Annotated in this window: 15 protein-coding genes and 1 pseudogene; 12 read left to right on the top strand and 4 right to left on the bottom strand. The window is 67.5% G+C overall.

The genetic code is table 11. From position 1 onward, the window contains the following. Positions 1–3 precede the first annotated feature (3 nt). The 4 genes from tatA to AWC17_RS30260 all read left to right on the top strand — a co-directional run bounded on the left by tatA (position 4) and on the right by AWC17_RS30260 (position 4,932). Complete coding sequence (gene tatA / locus AWC17_RS30275) at positions 4–282, top strand: Sec-independent protein translocase subunit TatA (RefSeq protein ID WP_046187091.1); 279 nt, start codon at positions 4–6, stop codon at positions 280–282. Positions 283–327: 45 nt separating this feature from the next. Then, the gene (tatC, locus tag AWC17_RS30270; RefSeq protein WP_141224863.1) at positions 328–1,296 is read left to right on the top strand and encodes a twin-arginine translocase subunit TatC; all 969 of its coding nucleotides are present in this window, start codon (positions 328–330) and stop codon (positions 1,294–1,296) included. A gap of 19 nt (positions 1,297–1,315) precedes the next feature. Further along, complete coding sequence (locus AWC17_RS30265) at positions 1,316–4,093, top strand: DEAD/DEAH box helicase (protein WP_085165685.1); 2,778 nt, start codon at positions 1,316–1,318, stop codon at positions 4,091–4,093. Positions 4,094–4,173: 80 nt separating this feature from the next. Then, the gene (locus AWC17_RS30260; RefSeq protein WP_046187073.1) at positions 4,174–4,932 is read left to right on the top strand and encodes a DUF4333 domain-containing protein; all 759 of its coding nucleotides are present in this window, start codon (positions 4,174–4,176) and stop codon (positions 4,930–4,932) included. Positions 4,933–4,936: 4 nt separating this feature from the next. On the opposite strand, the gene AWC17_RS30255 is transcribed toward AWC17_RS30260, so the two are convergent. Beyond that, on the bottom strand, positions 4,937–5,893 hold the full coding sequence (locus tag AWC17_RS30255; RefSeq protein ID WP_046187072.1) for a 5'-3' exonuclease: 957 nt from the start codon (positions 5,891–5,893) through the stop codon (positions 4,937–4,939). 102 nt (positions 5,894–5,995) lie between these two features. Between AWC17_RS30255 and AWC17_RS30250 the strand changes: the two genes are divergently transcribed. The 4 genes from AWC17_RS30250 to AWC17_RS30235 all read left to right on the top strand — a co-directional run bounded on the left by AWC17_RS30250 (position 5,996) and on the right by AWC17_RS30235 (position 13,004). Further along, on the top strand, positions 5,996–7,123 hold the full coding sequence (locus AWC17_RS30250) for a M24 family metallopeptidase (protein WP_047322909.1): 1,128 nt from the start codon (positions 5,996–5,998) through the stop codon (positions 7,121–7,123). A gap of 34 nt (positions 7,124–7,157) precedes the next feature. Next, positions 7,158–9,416: a prolyl oligopeptidase family serine peptidase gene (locus AWC17_RS30245; protein WP_085165671.1), complete on the top strand. Its 2,259-nt coding sequence runs from the start codon at positions 7,158–7,160 to the stop codon at positions 9,414–9,416. Between the two features lie 118 nt (positions 9,417–9,534). After that, entirely contained in the window at positions 9,535–12,468 is a 2,934-nt protein-coding gene (locus tag AWC17_RS30240) for a glycohydrolase toxin TNT-related protein (protein ID WP_264056051.1), read from the top strand. Beyond that, the gene (locus tag AWC17_RS30235; protein ID WP_082123057.1) at positions 12,465–13,004 is read left to right on the top strand and encodes a TNT antitoxin family protein; all 540 of its coding nucleotides are present in this window, start codon (positions 12,465–12,467) and stop codon (positions 13,002–13,004) included. Before AWC17_RS30240 ends, AWC17_RS30235 begins: the two co-directional genes overlap by 4 nt. A gap of 32 nt (positions 13,005–13,036) precedes the next feature. On the opposite strand, the gene AWC17_RS30230 is transcribed toward AWC17_RS30235, so the two are convergent. Further along, complete coding sequence (locus AWC17_RS30230) at positions 13,037–13,450, bottom strand: F420-dependent biliverdin reductase (protein WP_046184710.1); 414 nt, start codon at positions 13,448–13,450, stop codon at positions 13,037–13,039. 35 nt (positions 13,451–13,485) lie between these two features. Between AWC17_RS30230 and dprE2 the strand changes: the two genes are divergently transcribed. The 4 genes from dprE2 to AWC17_RS30210 are packed head-to-tail and all read left to right on the top strand — an operon-like array spanning position 13,486 to position 16,878. Then, complete coding sequence (dprE2, locus tag AWC17_RS30225) at positions 13,486–14,235, top strand: decaprenylphospho-beta-D-erythro-pentofuranosid-2-ulose 2-reductase (RefSeq protein WP_046184709.1); 750 nt, start codon at positions 13,486–13,488, stop codon at positions 14,233–14,235. Next, the gene (locus AWC17_RS30220) at positions 14,232–15,401 is read left to right on the top strand and encodes a bifunctional cobalt-precorrin-7 (C(5))-methyltransferase/cobalt-precorrin-6B (C(15))-methyltransferase (protein WP_047322912.1); all 1,170 of its coding nucleotides are present in this window, start codon (positions 14,232–14,234) and stop codon (positions 15,399–15,401) included. The genes dprE2 and AWC17_RS30220 overlap by 4 nt, the downstream gene beginning before the upstream one ends. Further along, positions 15,398–16,153 carry a precorrin-4 C(11)-methyltransferase gene (gene cobM, locus AWC17_RS30215; RefSeq protein ID WP_085165683.1) on the top strand — a complete coding sequence of 252 codons (756 nt, stop codon included), beginning with the start codon at positions 15,398–15,400 and terminating at the stop codon, positions 16,151–16,153. Before AWC17_RS30220 ends, cobM begins: the two co-directional genes overlap by 4 nt. Continuing rightward, positions 16,150–16,878, top strand: coding sequence for a cobalt-precorrin-6A reductase (locus tag AWC17_RS30210; RefSeq protein WP_167385664.1), 729 nt, complete (start codon positions 16,150–16,152; stop codon positions 16,876–16,878). Before cobM ends, AWC17_RS30210 begins: the two co-directional genes overlap by 4 nt. Here the strand turns inward: AWC17_RS30210 and sigC are convergent. Next, entirely contained in the window at positions 16,875–17,432 is a 558-nt protein-coding gene (gene sigC / locus AWC17_RS33750; RefSeq protein ID WP_231588604.1) for an RNA polymerase sigma factor SigC, read from the bottom strand. The genes AWC17_RS30210 and sigC overlap by 4 nt on opposite strands. A gap of 159 nt (positions 17,433–17,591) precedes the next feature. After that, positions 17,592–18,230: pseudogene (locus tag AWC17_RS33745) on the bottom strand (DUF2275 domain-containing protein); the annotation flags it as partial. Positions 18,231–18,355 lie beyond the last annotated feature (125 nt).

Genomic DNA, 18,355 nt, shown 5'->3' with positions numbered 1-18,355 from the left:
AAAGTGGGCAGTCTTAGTCCGTGGCACTGGGCGATCCTCGCTGTGGTGGTGATCCTGCTTTTTGGTGCCAAGAAGCTCCCCGATGCAGCACGTTCGTTGGGCAAGTCGATGCGCATCTTCAAGTCTGAGCTGCGCGAAATGCAGAGCGAGACCAAAGCGGAACCGTCCGCGTTGGACACAAACAGCGCGCCCTCCGCGGCGAACCCCACTCCCGTGCAGTCGCAGCGAGTCGACGCTCCGCCGGCTCCCGAGCAGGGGCACTCCGAAGCACGTCCCGCTTAGCCCGCCATCATCGTCGCGGTGCCCGAACGCCACTGAACGAGCGTCGTGAAATTTTTCAAGGTTTCAGCGCGCACGGCCGGCGTGCTGAAGCGCCTCAATCCGCGTAACAGGCGCAGCCGCACCAATCCCGAAGCGACGATGTCGCTCGTCGATCACCTGACCGAGCTGCGTACCCGGTTACTGCTCTCGCTGGCCGCCATCCTGGTCACGACGATTTTCGGGTTCGTCTGGTACTCGCATTCCATCTTCGGGCTGGAAAGCCTCGGCGAGTGGCTGCGCCATCCTTACTGTTCGCTGCCCCAGTCCGCGCGCGCGAGCATCAGCGCCGATGGTCAGTGCCGGCTGCTGGCCACGGCGCCGTTCGACCAGTTCATGTTGCGGTTGAAGGTCGGGCTGACGGCCGGGGTGGTGCTGGCCTGTCCGGTGTGGTTCTACGAGCTGTGGGCGTTCATCACCCCGGGGCTGTATCAGAAGGAGCGCCGCTTCGCGGTCGGGTTCGTGGTCCCTGCGGCCGTGCTGTTCGTCGCGGGTGCGGTGCTTGCCTACTTCGTGCTGGCCAAGGCGCTGGGCTTCCTGCTGACCGTCGGCAGCGACGTGCAGGTGACCGCGCTGTCCGGGGACCGCTACTTCGGTTTCCTGATCAACCTGTTGGTGGTCTTCGGGGTCAGCTTCGAGTTCCCGTTGCTGATCGTCATGCTCAACATGACGGGTGTGCTGACCTACGAGCGGCTCAAGTCCTGGCGGCGCGGCCTGATCTTCGGGATGTTCGTGTTCGCGGCCGTCTTCACCCCCGGGTCCGACCCGTTTTCGATGACCGCCCTGGGCGTGGCGCTGTCGGTACTCCTCGAGTTCGCGATCCAGATCGCCCGCCTGCACGACAGGCGGAAGGCCAAGCGCGAAGCCCAGGCCGTGATCCCCGACGACGAGGCATCGGTCATCGAGCCGCCCGCGCCGATAGAGGAGCCGGTACGGGAGCCGTCGTTCACCGTCGGCCAGCATGACGATGTCACCTAAACCGTCGGTGCCGAAGGACCTGACGGAGCTCGTCGAACTGACCCGCTTCACCGCGGAATTGCCCTTCGCGCTCGACGGTTTCCAGCAGCAGGCGTGCGCCGCGTTGGAACGAGGCCACGGCGTGTTGGTCTGCGCGCCGACCGGCGCCGGCAAGACGGTGGTTGGCGAATTCGCCGTGCACCTGGCGCTGGCCGCCGGCGGCAAGTGCTTCTACACCACCCCGCTCAAGGCGCTGAGCAACCAGAAGCACACCGACCTGACCGCTCGCTACGGTCGCGACCGGATCGGCCTGCTGACCGGTGACATGTCGGTGAACGCCGGCGCCCCCGTGGTGGTGATGACCACCGAGGTGCTGCGCAACATGCTTTACGCCGATTCGCCTGCGCTGCAAGGGCTTTCCTACGTGGTGATGGACGAGGTGCATTTCCTGGCCGACCGGATGCGCGGCCCGGTATGGGAGGAGGTGATCCTGCACCTGCCCGACGAGGTGCGGGTGGTCAGCCTGTCGGCGACGGTGAGCAATGCCGAGGAATTCGGCGGCTGGATCCAGACGGTGCGGGGCGATACGACCGTGGTGGTCGACGAGCACCGGCCGGTGCCGTTGTGGCAGCACGTCTTGGTGGGCAAGCGGCTTTTCGACCTGTTCGACTACGGGAATTCGGCAGCCCGCGAGCAACCGGCCGCTATCCGCGAGGCCCGCGTCAACCCCGACCTGCTGCGTCACATCACGCATCGCCGGGAAGCGGACCGCATGTCGGACTGGCAGCCGCGCCGCGGACGCACTGGCCGCGGTGGCCCCGGCCGGCCGCGCTTCTATCGGCCGCCGGGGCGCGCCGACGTGATCGCCACCCTGGACTCCGAGGGCCTCTTGCCCGTGATCACGTTCGTGTTTTCCCGCGCCGGCTGCGACGCCGCCGTCCAGCAGTGCCTGCGCTCGCCGCTCCGATTGACCACCGAGGAGGAACGAGCGCAGATCGCCGAGGTGATCGAGCACCGGTGCGGCGATCTTGCCGACGCCGACCTGGCGGTGCTCGGCTATTACGAGTGGCGGGAGGGGCTGCTGCGCGGTCTGGCGGCTCACCACGCCGGGATGTTGCCGGCCTTCCGGCACACCGTCGAGGAGCTGTTCACCGCCGGTCTGGTCAAGGCGGTGTTCGCCACCGAGACCTTGGCGCTCGGCATCAACATGCCCGCCCGCACGGTGGTGCTCGAACGGCTGGTGAAGTTCAACGGGGAGCAGCATGTGCCGCTGACGCCGGGGGAGTACACACAGCTGACCGGGCGCGCCGGCCGGCGCGGCATCGACGTCGAGGGCCACGCGGTGGTGCTGTGGAATCCCGCCGAAGAAACCACCGAACCGTCCGCGGTCGCGGGCCTGGCCTCGACCCGCACCTTCCCGCTGCGCAGCTCGTTCGCCCCGTCCTACAACATGACCATCAACCTGGTGCACCAGATGGGCCCCGAGCAGGCGCATCGGCTGCTGGAGCAGTCGTTCGCCCAGTATCAGGCCGACCGTTCCGTCGTCGGGCTGGTCCGCGGTATCGAGCGCGGCAACGCGATGCTCGCCGAGATCGCCGCCGAGCTGGGCGGCCCGCAGGCGCCGATCCTCGACTACGCCCGGCTGCGGGCGCGCATCTCCGACATGGAGCGCGCGCAGTCCCGCGCGTCGCGGCTGCAGCGTCGGCAGGCGGCCAGCGACGCGCTGGCCGCGCTGCGGCGTGGCGACATCATCAACATCACCCAAGGCCGGCGCGGCGGGCTGGCGGTGGTGCTGGAATCGGCCCGCGACGGCGAAGACCCGCGCCCGTTGGTGCTCACCGAAAACCGCTGGGCGGGGCGCATTTCGACGGCCGACTACTCCGGAGCGTCGGCTCCGGTCGGTTCGATGCCGTTGCCCAAGCGGGTCGAGCACCGCCAGCCGCGGGTCCGGCGTGACCTGGCGTCGGCGCTGCGGTCGGCGGCCGCCGGGTTGGCCGTTCCGGCCAGGCGCCGCAGCGCCCGGGGCGGCGACCACGATGGAGCTTTCCACGACCCGGAGCTGGTGTCGTTACGGGAGGAGCTGCGCCGGCACCCGTCGCACAACAGCCCCGGCCTCGAGTCCCAAGTCCGGCAGGCCGAGCGCTACCTGCGCATCGAACGCGATAACGCGCAATTGGAGAAAAAGGTTGCCGCGGCGACCAATTCGTTGGCGCGGACGTTCGATCGGATCGTCGGCCTGCTCACCGAGCGCGGCTTCATCCAAGGCCCGGACACCGATCCACATGTCACCGACGACGGCCGGCTGCTGGCCCGCATCTACAGCGAGAGTGACCTGTTGGTCGCCGAATGTCTGCGCACCGGCGCATGGTCCGATCTGAAGCCGGCCGAGCTGGCGGCGGTGGTCTCGGCGGTGCTGTACGAGAGCAGGGGCGGTGAGGGCCCGCGGGGGGCGTTCGCCGCCGAGGCGCCTACCCAGCGGGTGCGGCAGGCGCTGCAGCAAACGTCGCGGCTGTCGTATGCGCTGCGCACTGACGAGCAGACGCACCGGATCGCGCCCAGCCGTGAACCCGACGACGGTTTCGTCAGCGTCATCTATCGCTGGGCCGAGACCGGCGACCTGGCCGCGGCGCTCGCGGCCGTCGACCCGGTCGGCACCGGCTCGCCGCTGTTGGCGGGGGATTTTGTGCGCTGGTGTCGCCAGGTTCTCGATCTGTTGGACCAGGTCCGCAACGCCGCCCCGGATGCGGAACTGCGGGCCACCGCCAAGCGCGCCATCAATGACGTTCGGCGCGGCGTCGTCGCTGTTGACGCCGGGTAGGCTGAGCCGAAGCTACCGTAGATCCGGGAAAGCATTACGCCGATAATTCATGCCGAGACACAAGGGGCTGAGGAGAGACGATGAGCGGACCGCAGGGACCGGAGCAGCAGTGGCAACCGCCCGGCCAAGGTAGCGATCACTCCTCCGAACCGACCCAGGTCGGTTCGCCGTGGCAGCAGCAGCCGGGCCAGGAGGCGACCTGGCAGGCCCCGGCGTACACGCCGCCTGCCGAGTACCCGCAGTATCAGCAGCCGGGCGAACAGGCCTACCCGCAGCAATATCCGCAGCAGCCCGGCTACGGGCAGCCCGGGCAGTATGCGCAGCCCGGCCAGTACGGGCAGCCCGGTCAATACGGGCAGCCGGGCCAGTACGCGCAGCCCGGTCAGTACGCGCAGCCGGGTCAGTACGGTCAGCCCGGACAGTATGGCCAGCCGGGTCAGTACGGGCAGCCGGGCCAGTACCCGCAGCAGTACCCGCCCTACGAGCAGCAACCGGCCAAGAAGCGGTCGGTCGGCCTGATCGCGGGCGTGGGCGGGGCGATCGCGTTTCTGCTCATCGCGGTGGTGCTGGTGCTCGGGTTCTGGCAGCCCGGGTTCTTCGTCACCACCAAGCTGGACGTCAATAAGGCGCAGACCGGTGTGCAGCAGGTCCTGACCGACGAGACGAACGGCTACGGCGCCAAGAACGTCCAAAACGTCAAGTGCAACCATGGCCAGAATCCCACCGTCAAGAAGGGCGCCACGTTCGACTGCGACGTCAGCATCGACGGCGCCACCAAGCACGTGACGGTGACGTTCCAGGACAACAAGGGCACCTACGAGGTCGGCCGCCCGCAGTAGTCGGCTATGCGGGGAGCGCGTCGAGCGCTTTCTGCAACCGGGCTATCGAGGACCCGACGCCCAGTTTGGTCGCCAGCTTGGCGGTGCGGTGCGGGTCGTCGGCCGCGAGCGGTAGCGCGTCGGTCGGGGTCGACAGGCTGACGGGCGCGTCGGTGGCCACCCGCACCACCTGTCCTGCGGCCTCGATGTAGTTGGTGGCACCCAGCAGTTTCGAGCGCAGTCCCTTCGCCATCTTCGATTTCGGGTCGTGGGCGGCCGCCAGGATCTGCTCCAGCGACCCGTGCTGGGCCAGCAGCGTCGCCGCCGTCTTCTCACCGACACCCGGCACGCCCGGCAGGCCGTCGGACGGATCACCGCGCATCAGCGCGAATTCGGCGTAGGCCGGCCCGGCCCGATGCTCCGGCACGCCGTAATGATCGGCGACCTCCGCCGGCCCGAACAGGGTGGCTTTGGTCAGCCCGCGGCCCAGGTAGAGCACTCGGACCGGTACCGGATCGTCGGACACCACCTGCAGCAGGTCGCGGTCACCGCTGACCACCACCACCGGGTCACGGCGTTCGCGGGCGGCCAGCGTGCCGAGCACATCGTCGGCCTCGAACCCTTCGGCGCCCGCGGTCGGGATCCCGAAGGCGTCCAGCAGCTCCATGATCATGTCGATCTGGGGCGTCAGGTCGTCGGGGACCTCTTCGACGTCCGGTTGGCCCTCGGGCTCGGGCTCCGCGACGCGATGGGCCTTGTAGGACGGGACGAGGTCCACGCGGAACTGCGGCCGCCAATCCAGGTCCAGGCACACCACCAGCCGGCTGGGACGTTGCTGGTTGATCACCACGGCCATTGAATCGATGAATCCGCGCACGGCGTTGACGGGCCGGCCGTCGGGGGCGGTGATCGACGACGGCACCCCGAAATAGGACCGGAACCACATGCTGGCCCCGTCGAGCAGCAGTAGCGGTGCGGGCATGCGGCTATCGTCTCACGTTGCCGAGCGTCGACTTGTTGTTGACTACCCAGGCCAATCGGCGCGACAAGTCGGCGTTGGGCCGAGCGGGTTAGCCTGGCTGCCATGGAATCTCATCGGTTCGACGCAGGGGTGTATGCCCGGCGGCTGTCGGCGGCCGCCGCCGCGACCGCCGACGCGGGGTTGTCCGCGCTGGTGATCACGCCGGGGTACGACCTGCGCTATCTCGTCGGGTCGCGCGCCCAGACGCTCGAGCGGTTCACCGCGCTGGTGTTGCCGGCGTCCGGTGACCCGACGGTGGTGGTGCCGCGGCTGGAACTGGCCTCGCTCAAGGGGTCGGCGGTCGCGGAACTGGGGCTCGCGGTGCGGGATTGGGTCGACGGCGACGACCCTTATCAATTGGTGGGTGTGGCGTTGGGGGGTGCTCCCGCCGCGACCGCCGTTACGGATTCCATGCCGGCGCTGCACCTCTTGCCGCTGGCCGGGGTGCTTGGAGTGTTGCCCGTGTTGGCAACCGACGTGATGCGCACGCTGCGGATGGTCAAGGAGGAATGCGAGATCGACGCGCTGCGCAAAGCCGGCGCTGCCATCGATCGCGTGCACGCCCGCGTGCCGGAGTTTCTGGTACCAGGCCGGACCGAGGCCGACGTGGTCGCCGACATCGCGGAAGCGATTGTGGCCGAGGGGCATTCGGAGGTGGCGTTCATCATCGTCGGCTCCGGGCCGCACAGCGCCGACCCGCACCACGGCTATTCGGATCGCGAACTGCAAGTCGGTGACATCGTCGTCGTCGATATCGGCGGCGCCTATGAGCCCGGCTATCACTCCGACTCGACCCGCACCTACAGTATCGGCGAGCCGGACCCCGAAGTGGCGCAGCAGTATTCGGTGCTACAGCGGGCGCAGTGTGCGGCCGTCGATGCGGTTCGTCCGGGCGTGACGGCCGAGCAGGTCGACGCCGCCGCCCGCGATGTGCTGGCAGACGCCGGGCTTGCGGAGGCTTTCGTGCACCGCACCGGTCACGGCATCGGGCTGTCGGTCCACGAGGAGCCCTACATCGTCGCGGGCAATCACCTGCCGCTGACCGCGGGCATGGCCTTCTCCATCGAGCCCGGCATCTACTTCCCGGGCCGGTGGGGCGCCCGCATCGAGGACATCGTCGTGGTGACCGAAGACGGTGGCCTGGCCGTCAACAATCGGCCGCACGAACTGATCGTGGTGCCCGTGGCGTAGCACCCAGGGCCCACTGGCGCGTACGTTTGGCTTGATGTCACTTGTGGATTTGACTCTGCTTCCGATTCGCATCGCACGCCACATCGCTGACACGCTGGTGCATCCCGTCGCAACGGCGCCCGCGCCACCCGCTGAGCTCGTCGTAGTCGGCGGGATGCCCGAGGGGGTGCCGCCGGCGGCGCTACGCCCCGAGCCGCAACTTCCGGTGCCGTCGGGATGGCCTTTCGGCGAGGAGTTTCCACGCACCTGTGGCGCAGGCCGCGTGTCCGGCGGTGCCCTGTTTTGGACCGACTTCCTCTACGACGACCACGGCGCGACGGGCCTGCCAATCGGCGACCTGAAAGTTCAGGCGCCCCCACGCGGCACCTACATCTATCCGGACGGCCCCGCGGCCCGCAACGGCGCCGACATCTTCCGTGTCGCGATCGGGCTCACCGCGACCCACACGTGGTGGCGGATCGACTGGAACACATTGCTGGACGCGTCGGTCCCCATCGCGCTGTTCACCCTCGACACCGATCCCGCCCGGACTGCGCCAGAGCAGTGGCCCGCCGGGGCCGGGGTGCGCTCGGCCGGAATCGACATGGCTCTGCTGGTTTCGGGCAGTGGCGCCACACTGATCGACCTGACCACCCAGTCCACGACGCCGGTACTGCACAGCGTCGACATGGGATCGCGAACATTTCTGGCGCAGGTGCCGCGGACCTTGCTGGAGCCGGCCGGCAGCTGGACGGTGCGGCTGGCGGCGGGGCTGGCAAACGCGGCGGGTGACGGGTTCGCCGACGTGCCCGCCGAGCACGGCGCGCTGCCCGGGCAACCAAACGTCTACAACGTCGCGTTCCGCACCAACGAGCAGGAGCCGCCGCATCTGAACTTCTGGTCGGACATGGCGCAGGCGGAGGCATTGACCCGCGGCGACGTATCGAAGTTTGCGGTGACCGTGGAGTGGGATCGGCTGGCGGCCGGCGATACCACGCCCGAGCCGGTGATCACCGGCCCGACGACGCGGTGGTACGTGTCCTCGATCGAGCTGGGACAGGGGATCGCCGGCGACGACATTTTGAGCACCAAGCCGCAGTTCCTCGGTCGCGTGCAGCCGTATTCGGTGTGCCTGCCGTCGAGTTTCAAGCCGGGCCGGATGCTGCCGTTGACTCTGCTGCTGCATTCGCTCGCCCTGGGGCAGAGCCAGTTCGCCGGGATCGACCCGCACTTTCTGCACGCGGTCTGCGAAGGGCGAGACTCGGTAGTGGTCACGCCGCTGGCCCGTGGACCGTCGACCTGGTACTTCGACACAGGGGAACTCGACGTCTGGGAAGTGTGGGCGCGGGTGGCCGAACAACTGGGCACCGATCCCAATCGCACCGTGATCTCGGGCTATTCGATGGGCGGTTATGCGGCCTACAAGCTCGGATTGAGCTATCCGGAGGTGTTTTCCCAGGCGGTGGTGCTGGCCGGCCCGCCCACGTGCGGGGTGCGGCTGCTTCCCGACGTCGACATCCCGGCCGACCTCGACCCGGATTCGCCGTGCGCACGCGAGGGCGATACCTGGAAGTTGTTGGTGAACGCGCGGTGGCTTCCCTACGTCATCGCGCACGGACTCGTTGACGAACTGGTGCCGTTCCCCTCGGCCCTCGAGCAGGTGCTGGAGCTAGACCGGCTGGGCTACCGGCACCGGTTCACCGTGTATCCCGCCGGGGACCACCTCGTCTGGGTGCTGCAGGACAATTTCGAGGATTCCGTCAAACACATGGAAACCGCCCTGCGGCAAGCCGATCCGGGACACATCACGTTCGCGTGGTATCCGCAACTGGTGCGCGACGACCTGGGTATCGGGCCGCATCAGGTGTGGTGGTTGTCGGGCCTGACCGCGGATCCCGCAGTGACGGCGCGGCGCGGGGCCGTCGCCGAAGTCGACGCGCGATCGTATGCGCGCCCGGACCCGACACACACCGTTCGGCATCATCGCGGTGTTATCCCGACCTTTGAACCGACTCCCGGGGGGTATAGCGAACTGGACTGGAAGGTCGGACCGCCCGTTGGTGCTTTGCCGTATCTGACGCTGCGGCTTACCGGGGTCGCAAGCCTTGCCATGGACGTCCGCCGTGCCGGGCTCGCCGGACTGCCAGAGGCGACGATCACCGTGGCCACCGATACCGCTACGCGGATCACGCTCGGCGGTGTGCCTCCCGGAGTTGATGTGCGACTCGATGGTCAGCCGGCTGAAGCGACGGTGACGATGTCGGCGGGGCGGCACCAAATCACGCTGACCGCACGGGGAGCTGTGGATGAATGAGTTGTGGCGCCCAACGGTTGTGGCTAGCTTGGCGGAGCGATCATTGGGTGAATAGCGGCGACGCGCAGTCTCGACGAGAATTTCGCGCGTGGCTCCGTTAGCGGTCGATCCCGAGGCGATGTTCGCTGCGGGCAGCGCCGTCGTGGCCGCCGGCGACGGGGTGGCCGCGGGTCTGACGGTGTTGACGGCAGGTTTTGCGGCCAACACCGGCCATGATTTGGCTGGTGAGGTGTTCGGACTGGCGTACCAGGACGCCGCGGGGTCATTGCTGAACGCCGCGGCGGCGGCTATCAACGCCTGCCGGCATTGCGGAGCCGTCATCCAGCAAGGCGCGGCCAACTATTCACACGTTGAAGCGGCGTCGACGCTGGGCGGCGGTGGCGGCGCGTTGCAGGCGCCGGCCGAACCGGTCAAGATCTCAGCGCCGGGGCCGCCGGGGACGTTGGGTCCCGGGCCGCCCCCGCCTGTGCTTTGGGAAGTGGTGCAGTCGTTCGTCGATGGTGTGTGGCCCGACGGCGACGTGGCGGGGTTGCATGCGGCAGCGTCTCGGTGGCGAAGCTTCGGAGGGGCCGCGAGCGGGATGCGGGACGCGCTCAACGCTTCGAAGTCGCTGTTCGATGGTCAGCAGATCCCTGAGGGCGACAAGGTCGATGAGGCCTTGTCCCAGATCGGCAATTGCTTGGGGAAGATCGGCGGCCAGTGCGGGAAGCTGGCCAGCAGCCTCGACGGGTTCGCGAACGAGGTGGATCAGGCCCAGAACCATATTCGGGATCTGTTGCACCGGTTGGGATCACTGGCTGATCCAGTCCATGACGCGATCTTGATCTTCGAAGGTGACGCGATCGACGAGATCAAGAAGATCGCCCAGGACATCAACGCCGTGCTCCACCAATTGGGCCGCGAAGCTCGGGCGTTCGAGCAGGGAATCAAGATCGTGATGCAGGTCGGCGACGGCCTGGTCGTCAAGTCCGAGAAGTTTGTCCGCGGCAAGCTCGTTCAATACTTAGGCGAACAGGTAGGGAACCCGGTCGCGACCGCGTTCGATACGTGGGCTAATACGAACGAGGGTGTCGCCAAGGGCGCTGTCGGCATGTTGGAAGGCCTGGTCGACCTCAACCCACAATGGTTCTTTGTCGATCCACAGGGTGCAGCGTCTACATGGTCCGCCTTGGGCAAAACCATGTGGAAGGGAAGCCTGGTCAATTCCTTCCTGAACCCCGAGGAGGCTGGGAAAACAAACCTGCAAATGCTCAAATCACTGCTGCACCTTGATGATTGGAGTAAGGCTCGACCAGGATTGGGATTCGGCGAAAACGTCTTCGACGTCGCGACGCTCTTCGCCCCTGGTGCTGGAGAAGCAGGTGCGGCGGCAGACGGTGCTGGGGCCGCTGCACGAGGCGCTGAGGCGGCTGGCGCGGCAGGGCGTGCCGGTGAGGGAGCGGCCGGCGGGCTGCGCGGGATTACGGGCGCTCGTGGCGCCTTGGCTGATATCTCGAAGACAGGCGGCGACCTAGGCAAAAACCTCGAAGGCGTTACCGGGGACTTGCCCAAGATCGAAGCCCCGACCGCTAGTGGTACGCCGGTGGGTCTACCGCCCGGCAAGCCCCTAGAGGCGCCCGTCGAGGCGACACCACACCCACCCGACGCTGCACCGGGTGCGCCGCAAGGCCCATCTACCGCCCCCGGGCCAACGCCGCCGGAGGCTCCCGGACCTGGGGCCGGGGGTGGTCCGCACGACCCGGCGGGGGCTCGGGCAGCAGGGTCAGCGCCTGCGGGTGGTGTTCCGGACCCGCGAGGTGGGCCGGCGGCCGCTCCCGCGCCGGCGGGTGGTGGTCCGCACGATCCGGGGTTGGTTCCTGCGGGTAGCGCCCATGACCCAGTGTCGGTGCCTTCGGGTCGCCCCCATGAATCGGTACCCACGCCCGTGGGCGAACCGCGTGAACCGATACCGGCTACAGCACCGGGGTCACTTCCGCCAGCCGTACCCGCCGCCGGCGAGCGTGTGCCGTCGAGCGTTCCGCAACTAGTCGAACATTCGGCGGCGCGTGCGCCGGTAGCGCCTAACGGATCGCCGATCGAGCCCGCACAGGTCGGTGCGAGCGCGCCAAGACCGGCACCCGCCCCGATCGCTGCTTCACCCACGGCTTCTGCGCCGCATTTCACAGCCCTAGGCGGTCGCCCGGCGGAAATGCCTCCGCCGGGTCGCGCATGGCACAGTCCCGGCGACGGTGGCCCGCCAGACGGACAGCCGCCGCATGGCGGAGAACCGCGCGGGCCTGGCGACGGCGATCGGCCGGGCGATTCGCGCGGGCACGGCGACGGAGATTCCTCCGGTCGCCGCGGAGAGAAACTACCGGCCGACGGCGATGGTCCGCCGGGGCCGGGCAACGGTGAATCGCCGGGGGGCGAGCGCCAGGATCCTGTGCATTCACACGAGCCCGCCGGTGACGGATGGCATCGGTTGCCGGATGAACCACTTGACCCGCATTACGGGGATCCGTTGGGTGACCACTGGGATTTCACCGACAATCCGGTCGATCCTTCCAAGGTCGACGGTGACGTCGCCAAGCTTGTTCGTGATCCCGAAGCGCCGTATGGTCGCGATCCCCTTGGACGCCCTTATGCCGAAGCGGAATATGCAGAACGCTTTAACAAGGTTGGGGATCAGGGTCAACCTTGGGCGAATTTCCCGCTTAACGATGGCGCTGTGCCGCATACACGTGTCGCCTACACAGATCCTGAGTCTTACTTGCGAGATTATGGCTCTTTAGTCGATCGGGTTGGCAGAACGGATGGTAAGTACTTGGCCATTATGGAAGATGGCCAACCGGCATCATGGGAGGAACGGGCCCTGCACGTCAATTCCCTTCGTGAACCCTACAACGCCTATACTTTTGATCACCTACCCGACGGATGGACCATCGAAGTATCGGAAGTCGCGCCCGGGGTAGGTCAACCCGGTGGCTCTATCCAGGTACGCATATTTAACTCCGAAGGCAGGCCGATGACGGTTGAAGAGCTCGCTGACCCTGAAATCGGAGTGTTGAAATGACCGACAGCAGCATAGGAATTTCCACGCGCCTCGAGCAGTGGGCCGAGCTAGCTGGTTACACACTCACGCCTGGCAAATGTACGGATGACGGGCGGGCCCTTTTCTGGGCAGCCCTAGGCGAAATCCGACTCTTTATAGGAAAAAGCCAGGACGGCTGGTTTGTTGTTACCGATTCCGACCGAATGGGGCCCGAGCATTTCATTTTAGCGGCTCCGTCCATGGACACGATCGAGAAGTACCTCTTCGGAAGGTTCTGCTTGCACATCCGTAGCGCGAGAGGTTTGCCCCGAGTAGGTGTGCCGGCCTCGCACAATGGTCTGCTATCTCCGTACAGTATTGAAACTCGCGATTTTCAAGGTACTCAGCGCTTTGCCTTGATTGCCTCCGATGGCTCAACGGTAGCTGTCAGCAGTGCTGACAGAGTGACTGCAACAGCGGAACTCAGAAAACTGGCGCTGTATCTAACGGCGACAATTGACCAAATTGAAGCGTCAGCTGACGATCCCGACGGCAAACCGCTCTTCGAGCCGCGATAGCTCGATGAAGCGCCGAACTGATGCAAGTTGCGCTACTGCTCGCCTCGGTCCAGCAAGTCCGACGACCCGAGCACCCGCTCCACCTGCACCTCGATGACCACTCGCCGCGGGTTGGCGCGCGGGGTCCGGTACCGCTGGGCGTACCGCAGCTCGGCATCGCGGACGGCGTCGCCATCGCGATTCACCTTGGACCGGCCCTCAAGCGACAGCCAGCGCGCGCCGTCGACCTGACTGAGCACCGCCACCCCGCCACGGTCGGCGTTCACCGCCTTCTGCGAGCCGCCGGTGGTGATGACCCGCGCGATGTGCGTCTTGGGGTCAAAGGTGAATCCCACCGCCACCACATGCGGGGAATTGTCGGCTCGCAGCGTGGTCAGCATGGCCAGATGCCGTTCGGACAGAAACGCCAGCGCATCGTCGGTGAGCCGGGTAGTGGTATTCGCCATCACCGCTCACGCTAGCGCAGGCAATAATCGCAGCCGTGGATGACACGGGCGCGGGACCAGTACTAATCCTGGGCGGCCGCAGCGAGATCGGCATCGAGCTGGCGCGGCTTCTGGCGCCCGGGGCGACGGTGGTGCTGGCCGCGCGCAAGGCCGATCAACTCGGCGACCAGGTCGCCACGCTGAAAGCCGCCGGCGCGGCGACGGTGCACACCAAGGAGTTCGACGCCGACGATCTGGGGTCGCACGGCCCGCTGGTCGCCTCGGTCGTCGCCGCTCACGGACCCATCGCCACGGCGGTGCTGGCCTTCGGAATCCTCGGCGACCAAGCCCGCGCCGAGACCGACGCCGCGCATGCGGTGGCCGTCGTGCACACCGATTACGTCGCCCAGGTCAGCATGCTCACCCACCTGGCCGCCGCGATGCGCACCACCGGCCGCGGCCAGCTGGTGGTGTTCTCCTCGATCGCCGGCGCGCGCGTGCGTCGCGCCAACTACGTCTATGGCTCGGCCAAGGCCGGCCTGGACGGCTTCGCCAGCGGGTTGGCCGACGCGCTGCACGGCACGGGGGTTCGGGTGCTGATCGCCCGCCCGGGCTTTGTCATCGGGCGTATGACCGAGGGGATGACACCGGCGCCGCTGGCCAGCACACCTGCGCAGGTGGCCGCGGCGACCGCGCGTGCGCTGGCGAAGGGCCGGCGCACGGTGTGGATACCGTGGGCGTTGGGGCCGGCGTCTGCCGTGATGCGACTGCTGCCGCAGTTCGTCTGGCGCAGGATGCCGCGATGATCATCGTGGTCGGCATCGGAGCCGACGGGATGGCCGGGCTCGCCGAAACGTCGCGCGATGAGTTACAAAGGGCCACCGTCATTTACGGCTCGAAGAGGCAGCTCGACCTGCTCGACGACACCCTAGCCGCGCCCCGGCGGCAGTGGCCCTCACCGATGTTGCCCGCGCTGCAGACGTTGCTCGACGACCACGCCGAAGACATCCACGTGGTGGCCAGCGGTGACCCACTGCTGCACGGCATCGGCGGCACGCTGATCCGGCTGTACGGCCCCGAACAAGTCCGGGTGCTGCCGCACGTGTCATCGGTGACGCTGGCGTGCGCGCGGATGGGCTGGAACGCCCACGACACGGAGGTGATCAGCCTGGTCACCGCGCAGCCACACACCGCGATACGCCGCGGCGGCCAAGCGATCGTACTGTCGAAAAACGGAGCCACCCCGAACGAACTCGCCGCACTGCTCAGCGCACACGGCCGCGGCGATTCCCCCTTCAGTGTCCTCGAAAACCTCGGTGCCCCAAACGAACACCGTCGTGACGGCACGGCGCGCCACTGGGCCGAAGCGCCGCAGGACGTCGATGACCTCAACGTCATCGCCATCCGGTACCTGCCCGACGAGCGGCTGTCACCCCTGCCCGACGAAGTGTTCGTCCACGACGGGCAGATCACCAAACACGGAATCCGCGCGGTGACGCTGGCGGCGCTGGCTCCGCGTCCGGGCGAGCGGCTATGGGATGTCGGCGCGGGCTCGGGCAGCATCAGCGTCGAGTGGTGTTTGAGCTGGAAGGGTTGCAGCGCAGTCGCGTTCGAGCGTGACGAACGACGCCGCGAAAACATCCGATTCAACGCCGCGGCTTTCGGCGCCAGCATCGACGTGCGCGGCGACGCCCCAGAGGCGTTCGGCGGGCTCAAGCCACCGTCGGCGATCTTCATCGGCGGCGGCCTCACCCAACCCGGCCTGCTCGACGCCTGCCTCGACCACTTGCCAACTGGTGGACACCTCGTCGTCAACGCGGTCACCGCCGAATCCGAATCGGCTTTGACGCAGTCATATTCGCGCCTCGGAGGTGAACTGCGACGCTTCCAGCACTATCAGGGCGAGCCGCTCGGCGGCTTCACCGGATGGCGCCCGCAGATGCCGGTCACCCAGTGGACGGTGAGGAAATGACGGTGTATTTCATCGGCGCTGGCCCGGGCGCCGCCGACCTGATCACGGTCCGCGGCCAGCGGCTCCTCGAGACATGTCCAGTGTGCCTGTATGCGGGTTCGATCATGCCCGACGACCTCCTGGCACTGTGCCCGCCCGGGGCGAAAGTCATTGACACCGGCCCGCTGAAGCTGGAGCAGATCATCACCGAACTGGCCGACGCCGATGCCGCCGGCCATGACGTGGCACGACTGCATTCCGGTGACCCCTCCCTCTACAGCGCGCTGGCCGAGCAATGCCGCCGGCTCGACGCGCTGGGAATCGACTACGAGATCGTACCGGGCGTACCGTCTTTCGCCGCGGCAGCGGCCGCGCTCAAGCGCGAGTTCACCGTCCCCGGCGTCGCGCAGACGGTGACACTGACCCGGGTCGCCACCCTGTCGACGGCCATGCCGGCCGGGGAAGACCTGGCCACGCTCGCCCGATCCGGCGCCACGCTGGTACTGCACCTGGCCGCTGCGCAGATCGACGCCGTCGTGCCGCAACTTCTCGAAGGCGGCTATCGGCCCGAAACGCCCGCTGCCGTCGTGGCTTTCGCGAGCTGGCCGCAACAGGTGGTGCTGCGCGGGACGCTTGCCGACATCGCCGGGCAGATGCACGAAGCCAACGTCACCAAGACGGCGGTGATCGTCGTCGGCGACGTGCTGGCCGCCGAGGGATTCACCGACAGCTATCTGTATTCGACCGGGCGGACGCGGGGGAGCAGGCACTGATGCGGGTGCTGTTGCTCGGCGGCACCGCCGAAGGACGCGCGCTGGCGAAAGCCTTATATCCGCGCATCGACATCGTCAGCTCCCTGGCGGGTCGGGTCCCCGACCCCGCGCTGCCGGTCGGTCCGGTTCGCATCGGCGGCTTCGGCGGCGCCGAGGGGCTGCGACGCTGGCTGCTCGACGAACGTATCGACGCCGTCGTCGATGCGACCCACCCGTTCGCGGCGGCCATGACAGCGCACGCCGCCCAAGTCTGCGGTGAACTGCGGATCCCGCATCTGGTGCTGGCCCGTCCGGCGTGGGATCCGGGCTCCGCGATCGTCGTCGAATCGGACACGGAAGCGGCGGAAGTCGTTGCAAAACAGAGTTTTTCGCGCGTGTTCCTCACCACCGGCCGCTCAGGGACGAAGGCCTTCGCTCATAGCGACGCGTGGTTTCTGATCCGCGCGGTGACCCAACCTGACCCTGCCTTGTTGCCGCACCGTCACCAGCTGGTGCTATCGCGCGGTCCGTATCGCTACGACGGCGAGTTCGCGCTGCTGCGGGAACACCGCATCCACGCCCTGGTCACCAAGAACAGCGGTGGGGAGATGACGCGGGCGAAGCTGGATGCCGCTGCGGCACTCAGCATTCCGGTGGTGATGGTGGCGCGGCCGCCGCTACCGGCCGGGGTGACGGCGGTGGACGGCGTAGAACAGGCCGCCGAATGGGTAATGAGACTGGATTAGCCGGTCAGGTCGTCGCGCTCGGCGTCGGCGGCCAGCAGGGCGTCACGAGCCCGCGCGACGCGGGACCGGATGGTGCCCACCGGGCAGCCGCACACCGCCGCGGCGTCGGCGTAGGGCAGCCCGAGTAACTGGGTGAGCAACAAGGCTTCTCGTTGCTCGACGGTGAGGTTCGCGATCATCGTCGTGACCTCGACCAGGTCTTCGAATCCGCGAGCGTGGCGGTCGCCCCGCAGCACGTGTTCCGGGTCGGCTCCGGTGGCGGCGCGGGGCCGCGACTGGACATGGCGGATGTGATCGGCCACGACGCGGCGCGCAATGGAAAGCAGCCAGGTCCGGGCACTCGAGCGCCCGGAGAACCGTTCGAGGGCACCGATCGCGCGCAGAAAAGTCTCTTGGGTCAGGTCGTCGGCGCTGCCCGCGTCCGACAGGTAGGTGACAAACCGCCACACGTCTTGCTGGGTGGCCTTGATGAAAGCCTCGAGCGCCCGGTCATTCCCACGCGCGGCGGCCAACGCGAGCTCGGTAACGGCCTCGTCATCGCTTGACGCGATCATGGCGAACCACCTTTGTCTCGCGGGCTGACTGAGTCTACGACGGCCTGTCGTAGCGGCCACGGCGGGGTCGACGGCGGAACGGTTGATCGGCCAGAGGTGGCCACGTCGTCGTGCAGCGGGGGACTCTGCCCGCCAGGCGGCGTTGCCCGATACGTCGGAGGCGCCGGCTCTGTCGGATCTCACCCGTTCGCGCGCCACCAGCAACGCGAACGCGAGGCCCAGCAGCAACGGCATGTGGCTGGCGATACGCGTTGATGTGACGTCGCCGTCGAAGGCGTCGACGACCACGTAACCCAACAGCGCGACCGAATAGACGCCCGTAATCGCCGCCACCCCAATCGCGGTGACGGGCCAGACGCCGGCGGCAACCATCGCCAGACCCAACGCCAGCAACCAGGCGGTGGACTCGTGCATCAGATGCTCTCCGGACATCGCGCCGTGCATGTGGCTCGACACCATCCCGAAATCGATGCCGCTGATTTGCGCGGCGGCGATCGCCACCTGGAATACACCGACACCGATCAGGCCCCAGCGCCGGTAGTGCGAGCGCAGCCAACGCGCCCTGCGCTGACGCCCGGACGACTCCTCGCCGATGCTCGCCATGATTTTCGCGACCAGGTCGGGTCCGTCGCCCGGCTCAACCGTGGCCATTCGGCGGGTCTGCACCGCGGCGCCGATGAGCCAGGAGCGGCAACGCCGGCACGATTCGAGATGGGCGTCGACCTGCTGCGCAAGCACCTGGGGACGTTCGCCGTCCAGTCGAGCCGAAAGCGCCTCACGCGCCGCGTCGCACCGCATCCCTGCATCGTTGCGCATGCCCGGTCCGCGTGCAAAGAACGCGCGAAATCAAACGGCGGGAACTAATCCGTCCGGCAAACCGACCACTGAACGTCAGCAGCGCCAGCCCATCCCCGAAGGGGTAT

Origin of the sequence: Mycobacterium nebraskense, assembly GCF_002102255.1 — a bacterium.
Lineage (GTDB): Bacteria > Actinomycetota > Actinomycetes > Mycobacteriales > Mycobacteriaceae > Mycobacterium > Mycobacterium nebraskense.
Note: the sequence above shows the minus strand (reverse complement) of the source record. Positions and strands in the feature narration are given on the sequence as shown.

Excerpts from the sequence above, each read along its gene's own strand:
- AWC17_RS30255 (WP_046187072.1), bottom strand. The coding sequence starts at position 5,893 with ATGCCCGCACCGCTACTGCTGCTCGACGGGGCCAGCATGTGGTTCCGG.
- AWC17_RS30245 (WP_085165671.1), top strand. The coding sequence starts at position 7,158 with ATGTCACTTGTGGATTTGACTCTGCTTCCGATTCGCATCGCACGCCAC.
- AWC17_RS30235 (WP_082123057.1), top strand. The coding sequence starts at position 12,465 with ATGACCGACAGCAGCATAGGAATTTCCACGCGCCTCGAGCAGTGGGCC.
- AWC17_RS30240 (WP_264056051.1), top strand. The coding sequence starts at position 9,535 with ATGTTCGCTGCGGGCAGCGCCGTCGTGGCCGCCGGCGACGGGGTGGCC.
- cobM (WP_085165683.1), top strand. The coding sequence starts at position 15,398 with ATGACGGTGTATTTCATCGGCGCTGGCCCGGGCGCCGCCGACCTGATC.
- AWC17_RS30260 (WP_046187073.1), top strand. The coding sequence starts at position 4,174 with ATGAGCGGACCGCAGGGACCGGAGCAGCAGTGGCAACCGCCCGGCCAA.
- AWC17_RS30220 (WP_047322912.1), top strand. The coding sequence starts at position 14,232 with ATGATCATCGTGGTCGGCATCGGAGCCGACGGGATGGCCGGGCTCGCC.
- AWC17_RS30250 (WP_047322909.1), top strand. The coding sequence starts at position 5,996 with ATGGAATCTCATCGGTTCGACGCAGGGGTGTATGCCCGGCGGCTGTCG.
- sigC (WP_231588604.1), bottom strand. The coding sequence starts at position 17,432 with ATGATCGCGTCAAGCGATGACGAGGCCGTTACCGAGCTCGCGTTGGCC.
- AWC17_RS30230 (WP_046184710.1), bottom strand. The coding sequence starts at position 13,450 with ATGGCGAATACCACTACCCGGCTCACCGACGATGCGCTGGCGTTTCTG.